Origin of the sequence: Rhizobium phaseoli (genome assembly GCF_010668805.1) — a bacterium.
Classification (GTDB): domain Bacteria; phylum Pseudomonadota; class Alphaproteobacteria; order Rhizobiales; family Rhizobiaceae; genus Rhizobium; species Rhizobium phaseoli_A.
The window spans coordinates 19650-29096 of sequence record NZ_WUFT01000036.1 but is presented as its reverse complement, the minus strand read 5'-3'; the positions used below and the strand labels follow the sequence as shown (position 1 = coordinate 29096).

The window sequence follows — 9447 nt, the reverse complement described above, 5'->3', positions numbered from 1 at the left end:
GGCCTTTCGTGTTACAATACTCAAGCAGATCAAATCGATCTGCAATGGCGCGGGGTGGAGCAGCCCGGTAGCTCGTCAGGCTCATAACCTGAAGGCCGCAGGTTCAAATCCTGCCCCCGCAACCAAAACACTATCTTCCCGAAATACCAAGATCGGTTATCGCTGGCGCGAAGACTTCATCTTCGCTGGCGATGGTAGCTCATCGTTCGCTGAAGCTCACCATAACCTGAAGGGTGAGCGGTCGCTCGGGAAAAGTCCGATAAAACATTCCAGTGGACTGTTTTAAGACCCGAACGGCGCAAATCCTGCCCCCGCAATCAACACTTCCGGATATCAAACATGCAATACCAAAATGCCCGCCTCATGGCGGGCTTTTTGCGTTTCTAGGCGACGATAACACTATTCCGATGAGTTGCGGTCGATTCTCGAGTGACGACTAGATAGTTGCTAAATGAATAATATTCTAATATACATAGATCAGGCGCTTCTTTGCATTTCACAGTCGCAAGCAACGTCCGTCCATTAGGCGGCGCCTATTTATCCTATTCAGAGGCAGTTCGATTTCATGAAGTAGATCAAAGATTTATTGGGGGGAATTATGCGAAAATGGAGATCCTTCCTACTGGCGCCTCCGCATGGGCGGCGGCGTGTCCTATCGCTAATCTTCGGGTTGCCTGCGTTCTGCGCGGTGGTGTTTTCCGCCGGGATCGCGTCTGCGCAGGCGCCGACCCAAGAGCAGCGTGATGCCATCAAGGCAGAGTGCCGCTCCGATTTCATGGCGAAATGCTCCGGGGTTACGCCGGGAGGTATCGAGGCGCTGACTTGTCTGCAGCAGCATAGCGCTACGCTTTCGGCAGGTTGCCAGAAAGCGGTGTCCGCCGTGAACGTCAAACCCAAATCGACATCGGCGGCGCCAACGCCGGCTGCGCCTGCAAATACTGCGGCGACTACCCCGGCGCCTGCGACCGGCACGCCGGCGCATCAGCCGACGCAGGCGCAGCGCAATGCGGTCAAATCGGCCTGTCAGCGGGATTTCATGGCGCAATGTTCCGGCGTGACGCCGGGCGGTGCGGCGGCGCTCAGCTGTCTGCAACAGCACAACGCGGCTCTATCGGCACCATGTCAGCAAGGCGTTGCGGCATTGGGGGGATCGGGGGCGCCGTCGGCCGGCGCTGCGGCTGCCACCGGTGCGATCACCCCGGCCCCTCGGGCAGTGATGCCAGCCTTCTCACCGCGTGAGGAAGTGATGATCCTGCGGGAAACCTGCGGAGCGGATTTCCGGGCCTTGTGCCGCATGGTGCCGTTGGGGGGAGGGCGGGGCATTGCCTGCCTGCGCGACAATCTGCAACGCGTATCACCAGCCTGCCATCGCGTGTTGACCTCGGGCTTGTAAACGCTCGATCGGAATTGCTCTCTGAAAGAGACCACCGAGCGCTCCGCCGAGAAATTTGGTGTGCGCGATCCCGCGAAGCCCGCAAGCGGTGGTTTGCCCGCATGCCTGCATTGCATCAGCACTTTTCATGTTCGGCGGCGGCAGATCCGGCGCCATCTGCAATTCGATGAAATCCATGACGACACCAACGAAAGGCATTGCCATGTCATCGACTTTCCCTTTCCCGCGGTTGAAGCGGATGCTCCTGTATGTTTCGCTTGCCGCCAGCCTGGCGCCGCCGACCAGCGCATGGGCGGATGATGCGAAAGCTCTTTTAAAGACGATGTCCGATTTTCTGGCGGCACAGAAGACGATCTCCTTCAGCTATCAATCGTCGCTCGAAGCAGTGACGCCTGCTTTCGAGAAACTCCAGTTCGTGAGTTCAGGGACGGCGAACCTGACACGTCCCGACAAGCTGCGGGTCACGAGAGCCGGCGGTTTTGCCGATCTCGACGTGAGCTTCGACGGTTCGTCGCTGACGGTTCATGGCAAGAACCTCGACGCCTATGCCAAGATCGACGGCAAGGGTTCGCTCGATGAGCTGATCGACAGGCTGATGACCGCAGGCGTCGAAGCGCCGGGCGCCGATCTTTTATCCTCCAACGTCTATGACGTGCTTATATCAGATGTGACGGAGGCCAAGCATATTTCCAGCGCTTTCGTGGATGGGGTCGAATGCGAATATCTGGCCTTCCGGACGCCTGAGATCGATTGGCAGATCTGGATACAGAGCGGCCCGCAACCGATACCCCGCCGTTACGTCATCACCAGCAAGCACGTCGTCCAGGCGCCGCAATACACGCTCGAAATCAGCGATTTCAAAAGCGGAGCGGACGTCGCGGCCGTTTCCTACACGATCGACGTTCCAGCCAGCGCAAAGACGGTCGATCTCAGTGAGTTGCAATCGCTCGACGAGCTGCCTGAGGCTGCCGATATGGGAGAGGTAAAATGACCTATAACAAGCTGTTCTTCGCCCTCGGCCTGGCCGGCGTTTTGACATTCACCGGCTTTCACATCGAGGAGCAGGGATTCATGCCTCTGTCGATCGGCTTTGCCACGCCGGCGAGCGCCGTCATCGGCAGGCCGCTGACGCCGCTCTCTTATGCCGGTGTGGCCCGCCGGACGACGCGGCGGGTGGTCACACGCACGACGACGACCATCGCCGTGCTTCCAGCAGGCTGCCGCTATGGTCCCTATTACGGCGGCTATTATTATCGCTGCGGCGGTTATTATTACGCCAAGAGCGGGAATGTCTATGTGCAGGTGATCGTCCAATAATTGCTGCTCGCCTTACCGGAGTTTCGCTATCTCCGCCTCCGCAACCGGTGCAGCCGTGCTTGTGGTCGCTCCGCGGCGCTTCCAGTGTTCCTCGAGGCGCTGCAGCAGCACGTAGAAGGAAGGAACAAAGAGGACGGCAAGGCAGGTCGAGGCGATCATGCCGCTGAAGACCGATATGCCGATCGATTTGCGGGCCGATGCTCCGGCGCCCGTCGCCAGCACCAGCGGCAGGACGCCGAGGATAAAGGCGAAGGACGTCATCAGGATAGGCCGGAAACGCAGGCGGGCGGCCTCGACGGCCGCATCCAGGATCTCCATGCCTTCTGCCCGCTTTTCGCGAGCATATTCGACGATGAGGATGGCATTTTTGGCTGCGAGCGCGATCAGCAGGATGAGGCCGATCTGCGTATAAAGATTGTTGGCGACGCCCGCCCCCATGAGTGCTGCCACCGTTCCGAGAAGGGCGAGCGGCACGGCTGATATGACCGCCAGCGGCAGGATCCAGCTTTCATATTGGCCGGCGAGCACGAAGTAGACGAGGAGCATGGCCAGCGCGAAGACAAAATAGATCTGCCCGCCCACGGCCTTCTCCTGATAGGACAGCGCCGTCCATTCGAAACCAGTGCCTGGCGGCAGCGTCTGATCGGCGATCTGCTCCATCACCGCGAGCGACTGGCCGGAGCTGAATCCTGCGGCTGACCCGCCGACGATGGTGGCGGTGGGATAGAGATTGTAGAGGCTGATCAGGGACGGGCCCTGCGTCGTTTTAACATCGACCACCGTGCCAAGCGGTACCATGGTCCCGTCGCCGGCCTTGACCTTCAGATTGCGGATGTCTTCAGGGCTGATGCGGAAATCGGATGCGGCTTGCGCATAGACCTGGAAGGTGCGGCCGAACTTGTTGAACTGCGTCACATAGCTCGAACCGACATAGCCGGAGAGAGCCGAGAAGACCTGGCCCACCGTAATTCCCAGCGTCTCCGCCTTGATGCGATCGACGGATACCGCAAGCTGCGGCACGTTTGAGCGAAAAGGTGTGCTGAGCCTCTGCAGCGATGATTGCGCATTGCCGTTCTTGACGATCGTATCGGCAAGCGATTGCAGCAGTGGATAGTCGGATGCGCCGTTTCTCAGTTGGACCTGCATGGTGAAGCCGTTGGCATTGCCGACGCCCTGGATCGGAGGCGGCACGACGACCAGAGTCTTGGCGGCCAGCACGCTTTGCAGCGCCTGGTTCAGATGCTGATAGATCGACAGCAGGTCCTGTCCCTTCGCCTTGCCGCGCTCGTCCCAATCCTTGAGAACGACATAGGCGACGCCGGCATTCTGCAGGCTGGCACTGTTGTCGAGAACGGAAAGGCCGCTGATGGTCAGCACCTGATCGACGCCAGGCGTGGTTTCGGCGATCTTGCCGACCTCTTCCATCACCGCATCCGTCCGCTCCTTCGAAGCGCCGTCGGGCAATTGCGCGCTGATCAGCACATAGCCCTGGTCCTCGAGGGGTAGAAAGGCGGTCGGCAGGCGCGTAAGCCCCCAGACGGCGACGGCTATCAGCGCAAGTGCCGCGATGGCCATGATACCGCTGTGGCGGGTCATCGATCCAATCAATCCGGCATAGTGGCGCTCGCCCCAATCATAGCCCCTGTTGAAGCCGCGATAGAAGATGTTGCGTTTCTCGGGCGGCACCGGCGGGCGCAGCCAAAGGGCGCATTGCGTCGGTTTCAGCGTGACGGCATTGATGGCGCTGATCAGCGCCGTGGCGGCGATAACGAGCGCGAACTGCCGATAAAGCTGCCCGGTCAGGCCGGGCAGGAAGGCGGCTGGAATGAAAACGGCCATCAGCACCAGCGTTATGCCGATGACCGGGCCGAGCAGTTCCTCCATCGCCTTTTCGGCGGCCTGGCGGCCGGACATGCCCGCCTCGATGTGTCGGGCGACACCTTCGACGATGACGATGGCATCGTCGACGACGATGCCGATGGCGAGAACGATGGCAAACAGCGTCGACAGGTTGACGGTGAAGCCCAATGCCGCCATGGCGGCGAAGGCGCCGACGATGGTGACCGGAACGGTGGTCGCCGGCACCAGCATCGCCCGCCAATCCTGCAGGAAGACGAGGATGACGATGAGAACGAGAACGCCGGCCTCGATCAATGTGACGTAAACCTCGTCGATCGAGGCCTTGACGAATTTCGTCGTGTCGAACGGCACGTGATATTCAAGGCCCGGCGGGAAGCTCTTCGAGAGCTCCTCCATCTTCGCGTTCACTGCCTGCGCTACCGCAATGGCATTCGCCTCCGGCAGCTGGAAAATGCCGATGCCGGCCGCCGGCCGGCCATTCTGCATGAAGGACTGGCTGTAGGTCTGGGCGCCGAGTTCGACCCGGCCGATGTCGCGGATGCGGGTAATGCGGCCGCCCTGTCCACTTTCGACCTTGACGATAATGTTCTCATAGTCGGCGGCTTCGTTCAGCCGGCCGTTGACGTTCAGTGTGTATTGAAAGACTTGCCCTTTCGGCACCGGCGGAATGCCGATTTGACCGGCGGCGACCTCCTGGCTCTGCTGCTGCACGACGCTGACGACATCTTGCGGCGTCAGGCCGCGGGCCTGCAGCAGGTTCGGGTCCATCCAGATGCGCATGGCATATTGGCCGGCGCCGAACACGGTCACATTGCCGACGCCCGGCAGGCGGGCGAGTTCATTTTGCAGATTGATGACGGCGTAGTTCGACAGGAACAGGCTGTCATAGCGGCTGTCGGGCGATGTCAGGCTGACGAAGCCGAGGATTGCCGTCGATTTCTTTTGCGTCGTCACGCCCTGAAGCTGCACGGCTTCGGGAAGCGACGACATCGCTATGGCGACGCGGTTCTGCACCAGAACTTGCGCCTGATCAGGATCCGTTCCGATGGCAAAGGTGACGGTCAGCGAATAGGTCCCGTCGCTGGCGCTCGCCGACTGCATGTAGAGCATGTCCTGCACACCGTTGACCTGCTGCTCGATCGGCAGCGCCACGGTGTCGATAAGGGTCTGGGCGCTGGCGCCCGGGAAGCGCGTCGTCACCTGCACCGTCGGCGGAACGACATTTGGATATTGCGCCACAGGCAGTTGGAGAAGGGCGACCGCGCCGATGAGCACGAAGACCAAGGCCAGAACGTTGGCGAGCACCGGTCGCTCGATGAAGAAGCGCGAGATCATGCTGTTATCCTTAGACGTTCAGATGAGCATGGTGGCGAATTCACTGCGTGGTGGTGCTGGCCTTGGTATCGCCGGCGGCGCTTGCCGCCGGGTTCATTTCCATTTTCTCGGGCGTGACCTTGCTGCCGGGGATCGCCTGCTGGATACCTTGAGTCACGACCCAGTCGGCCGCATCGAGGCCTGAGTCGATAACGCGGAGCGAGCCTTCGCGCTGGCCGGTCTTGACCTGTTTCTGCTCGACGATATCGTCCTTGCCCAGAACGAGCAGGTAGCTGCCCAACTGGTTGGTTCCGATGGCGTCGTCGCGCACCAGCAACGCCTTGTCGTTATGGCCGACCGGCACTCGGATCCGCACGAAGAGACCTGGCAACATGGCCCGGTCCTTATTGTCGAACAAGGCGCGTACCTGAAGCGTGCCTGTGGAGGCATCGAGCTGAGGCGACACGTAGTCGAGATGACCCTTGTGCGGATAACCTTGTTCCGTCTGCAGGCCAATTTCCGCAGGCATGCTCGGAAGGTCCGTCTGCTTGAAGGCATGTCCCTGCCTTGCCAAGGTTTCCTTGATTGTCAGGACCTGGACTTCGCTGACATTGAAATAGGCATATAGCGGATCCGTCTGGACGATACTGGCGAGTTTGGTGGGGCCGGATACGCCGACGAGTGCGCCGATATCGACGAGATGGTCCGTGACAGTGCCATCGAAGGGGGCAAGCACCTCCGTATATCCGAGGTTGATCGTCGCCAGCTCGAGATTGGCCTGGGCGTTGAGGATGGACGCATTCGCCTCGTCGAGCGTCGCCCTGGCGCTGTCGACTGCGGTCTGTGTGGTGACCTGTTGCTTCGACAGATTGAGCTGCCGATCATATTCCTGCTGCGCGCCCACTTGCGATGCCTGTTGCGAGGCGAGCGATGCCTTCGCCTGATCGAACTGGGCGAGGTAGGTATTGCGTTCGATTCCGAAGAGCTTGGTACCCTTCGTCACCGTCATGCCGTCCTGGTAATCGATGGACTCGATGTAGCCCTGGACGCGTGCCTCGATATCGACGGAATTCAGCGGCGCCGTATTGCCTGTAAGTTCGAAATACAAGGTGACCGGCTGCTGGACCGGCTGGGCGACTCGAACCGGAGCTGGCGGAGGGGGGACGTAAGTGTTGCCGCTGTCCTCGCAGCCCGCGAGAATTGCCATGCCGGCGAGCACCACCGACAGGTGCAGACCCTGATCCAATCTCACACGCATTGCCGCCGCCCCGATGTTTACGAGCCCCAGTCTTCATGCGTGCCTCGGCGGAGACGACCTTCTCCGAAAAGTTCCGGGCATGTGATATTATGTCGCGGCATTGCTGCAAATTGCAATAGCGGCTGGGCACAATTGAATCATGTCGGGGTGTTCGCGGACGCCGCGCGATAGCTATGGTTTTCCCAGCCGTTCGATGGTGGACTGCAAGGGGGCATCCCAAACACGGATCAGCCCGACGTAGGGATTGGCCATGTCCGAAATCAGGAAGACCGCGCCCGCGACAGACAGGGTGCAAACCAGCAGAATTGACAGGACCGTCAGGTTGGCCGGCGCCTGCAGCCCGAAGGTCGCAAAAAGCAGCGAGAGCCAGCAGACGAGCACAGCGAGGAAAGCCCAGGGCAAACCCTCTTTACCGGATTCGACCAGCAGCCAATGGGTCTCGGCCACCATGCCGCTCACATCAAGAGCGCGCGCCTGGAGCGAACGCTGTACGGCATCCCTAGGCGAGAGGGATCGAAGATCGCCCTGAACCGCCTCGATATCCTGATATTCTCCCAGCGCCTTGCCGGATGCCTCGTCGGTGGTCTCGGCCGACCAGCCGCGGCCCAGGCGTTTCTCGATCAATTCACGCAGTAATTGCCGCGCCGTGTCTGTTTCCGGCCCGTATTGGGCCATGACGCGGTCAAGCAGCAGCACCCGTGCCGCCGCCGTTCTCATTTCCACTTCGGCATTGTCGTATGTCGTTTTGGCGGATGCGATCAGGAGGCCGAGTGCTAAGGCCGACAGCGTTCCGACCACTGCGGTCGCCAGCCTGATGGCATCCTTGGATTCAGCATTGAGGTGATGATCCGGCAAGCGGTCGCGCACTAGCAGTCCTATCGATGTCGCCGCCGACAGAAAAACAAATACAAGCCCGCCAAGCAACAGTGAGCTCAAGTCCCGGTCTCCGTCACGTCAAACTTGCAAGCGCCGTGAGGCCTGCAAGTGGTACATTCGTTACTGTCACCATAGCGGAAGACAGGCGGAGCGTGGAACTTTTTACTTTGTTGTTCCCGCGCTGATCGGAGATCATTGCTGGAAAATGAGCAGCACGTAAGCCAGGAAAAGCACCAGGTGGACCGCACCTTGCATGAGATGCGTGCGGCCGCTGGCAAACGTAATAATGCTGACGGCAAGGGTGAGCAGCAGCATCACCAGATCCCCGTGTTCCAGGCCGAGGGTGACCGGGTGCCCGTAAAGACGGCTGATCACCAGCATCGCCGGCACGGTCAGCCCGATCGTCGACAATACCGAACCAAGGAAGATGTTGACGGAGCGCTGAAGATTGTTGGCGATGGACGCACGCACGGCGCTGATCGCCTCAGGCGTTGCGACAAGGATCGCCATCACAACACCGCCAAATGCGGTTGGAGCATGCAGGGTTTCGATGATGTAATCGATCGGCCGCGCAAGCTGTTCGACCAGGAAGACGACGGGACCCATATAGGCGACAAGCAGAATGGCATGTGGCCAGACCTGTCCGTGGCGCGGCACACGCTCGCCGCCGTGCTGTTCGTGAGGGCTGCTGTCGTCAGCGAAATAGTCCCGATGGCGGCCGGCTTGAAGAAACAGAAACGTGACATAAAGGCCGACCAGGATCACGCCCAGTATCAGTTGTCTCGGTGCGGATGGATGCTGCCCGTCCGGATCTGCAAGAAATGTCGGCATGACCAGGCTCAAGGTCGCCAGCGGCACGATTACGCCGAGATAGGCGTTGGCGCCCTGCAGGTTATGCTGTTGTTCCGGCCGCCGCCACGCACCCAGCAGCAACGACAGGCCGACCATGCCGTTCAGGATGATCATCACGACTGCAAACAACGTGTCGCGCGCCAGTGTGGGATTGTTTTCGCCGTGAAGCATGACGGCTGATATCGCCATCACCTCGATCGAGGTGATGGCAAGTGTCAGAATGAGTGTGCCGTAAGGCTCCTTCAGCCGCTCCGCCAGGTGGTCTGCATGCCGCACGACCGACAGAGCCGAGCCGAGCACGACGGCAAACAGCCAACCGAAAACGACAGTGAACCAAAGCGGATCGGAAAGCTGGCCGAAGAGCTGCTCCTGGAAAGCAAGAAATACGAAGCTCGTCGCGACGCTGACGCCCAGGAACCATTCCTCGCGCACCAGGCTGGTGGCGCTGACGGCACGCAATGCGGGATCGTCCGTCATCGAAACCACCCGCCTTCTGGCAAATGCCGTCGCAATGCGATCATCAACACCATCGTGTCCGCCCGCTGTCTCCTGCCCGCCACCTGAGCCAAGCGGAGAT

8 protein-coding genes and 1 tRNA gene are annotated in these 9447 nt (G+C 60.3%); 4 read left to right on the top strand and 5 right to left on the bottom strand.

Translation table 11 applies throughout. The features are described 5' to 3' along the window. The first annotated feature begins 48 nt into the window (after positions 1-48). A tRNA-Met gene (locus tag GR197_RS30470) sits at positions 49-125 on the top strand. A gap of 473 nt (positions 126-598) precedes the next feature. After that, positions 599-1393, top strand: a complete 795-nt coding sequence (locus GR197_RS30465; RefSeq protein ID WP_164016328.1) for a hypothetical protein — start codon at positions 599-601, stop codon at positions 1391-1393. Here GR197_RS30465 and GR197_RS30460 read toward each other — a convergent pair. Next, entirely contained in the window at positions 1355-1597 is a 243-nt protein-coding gene (locus tag GR197_RS30460) for a hypothetical protein (protein ID WP_164016326.1), read from the bottom strand. The genes GR197_RS30465 and GR197_RS30460 overlap by 39 nt on opposite strands. Here GR197_RS30460 and GR197_RS30455 point away from each other — a divergent pair. Next, the gene (locus GR197_RS30455) at positions 1596-2384 is read left to right on the top strand and encodes a DUF2092 domain-containing protein (protein WP_164016324.1); all 789 of its coding nucleotides are present in this window, start codon (positions 1596-1598) and stop codon (positions 2382-2384) included. The two genes, GR197_RS30460 and GR197_RS30455, sit on opposite strands and share 2 nt — an antisense overlap. Continuing rightward, positions 2381-2710 (top strand): hypothetical protein, encoded by a 330-nt coding sequence (locus GR197_RS30450; RefSeq protein ID WP_164016321.1) that lies wholly within the window; start codon positions 2381-2383, stop codon positions 2708-2710. The genes GR197_RS30455 and GR197_RS30450 overlap by 4 nt, the downstream gene beginning before the upstream one ends. A 12-nt stretch (positions 2711-2722) precedes the next feature. On the opposite strand, the gene GR197_RS30445 is transcribed toward GR197_RS30450, so the two are convergent. From GR197_RS30445 to GR197_RS30430, 4 genes are all read right to left on the bottom strand, one after another. Then, complete coding sequence (locus tag GR197_RS30445) at positions 2723-5905, bottom strand: efflux RND transporter permease subunit (protein ID WP_164016319.1); 3183 nt, start codon at positions 5903-5905, stop codon at positions 2723-2725. Positions 5906-5945: 40 nt separating this feature from the next. Then, the gene (locus tag GR197_RS30440) at positions 5946-7142 is read right to left on the bottom strand and encodes an efflux RND transporter periplasmic adaptor subunit (RefSeq protein WP_164016317.1); all 1197 of its coding nucleotides are present in this window, start codon (positions 7140-7142) and stop codon (positions 5946-5948) included. Between the two features lie 171 nt (positions 7143-7313). Then, the gene (locus GR197_RS30435) at positions 7314-8078 is read right to left on the bottom strand and encodes a DUF4239 domain-containing protein (RefSeq protein ID WP_164016315.1); all 765 of its coding nucleotides are present in this window, start codon (positions 8076-8078) and stop codon (positions 7314-7316) included. A 132-nt stretch (positions 8079-8210) separates the two neighbouring features. Next, entirely contained in the window at positions 8211-9347 is a 1137-nt protein-coding gene (locus tag GR197_RS30430; protein ID WP_164016313.1) for a calcium:proton antiporter, read from the bottom strand. Positions 9348-9447 lie beyond the last annotated feature (100 nt).

What these genes read in the sequence shown, in the direction of transcription:
- GR197_RS30465 (WP_164016328.1), top strand. Translation starts at nt 599, where the DNA reads ATGCGAAAATGGAGATCCTTCCTACTGGCGCCTCCGCATGGGCGGCGG.
- GR197_RS30455 (WP_164016324.1), top strand. Translation starts at nt 1,596, where the DNA reads ATGTCATCGACTTTCCCTTTCCCGCGGTTGAAGCGGATGCTCCTGTAT.
- GR197_RS30460 (WP_164016326.1), bottom strand. Translation starts at nt 1,597, where the DNA reads ATGGCAATGCCTTTCGTTGGTGTCGTCATGGATTTCATCGAATTGCAG.
- GR197_RS30450 (WP_164016321.1), top strand. Translation starts at nt 2,381, where the DNA reads ATGACCTATAACAAGCTGTTCTTCGCCCTCGGCCTGGCCGGCGTTTTG.
- GR197_RS30445 (WP_164016319.1), bottom strand. Translation starts at nt 5,905, where the DNA reads ATGATCTCGCGCTTCTTCATCGAGCGACCGGTGCTCGCCAACGTTCTG.
- GR197_RS30440 (WP_164016317.1), bottom strand. Translation starts at nt 7,142, where the DNA reads ATGCGTGTGAGATTGGATCAGGGTCTGCACCTGTCGGTGGTGCTCGCC.
- GR197_RS30430 (WP_164016313.1), bottom strand. Translation starts at nt 9,347, where the DNA reads ATGACGGACGATCCCGCATTGCGTGCCGTCAGCGCCACCAGCCTGGTG.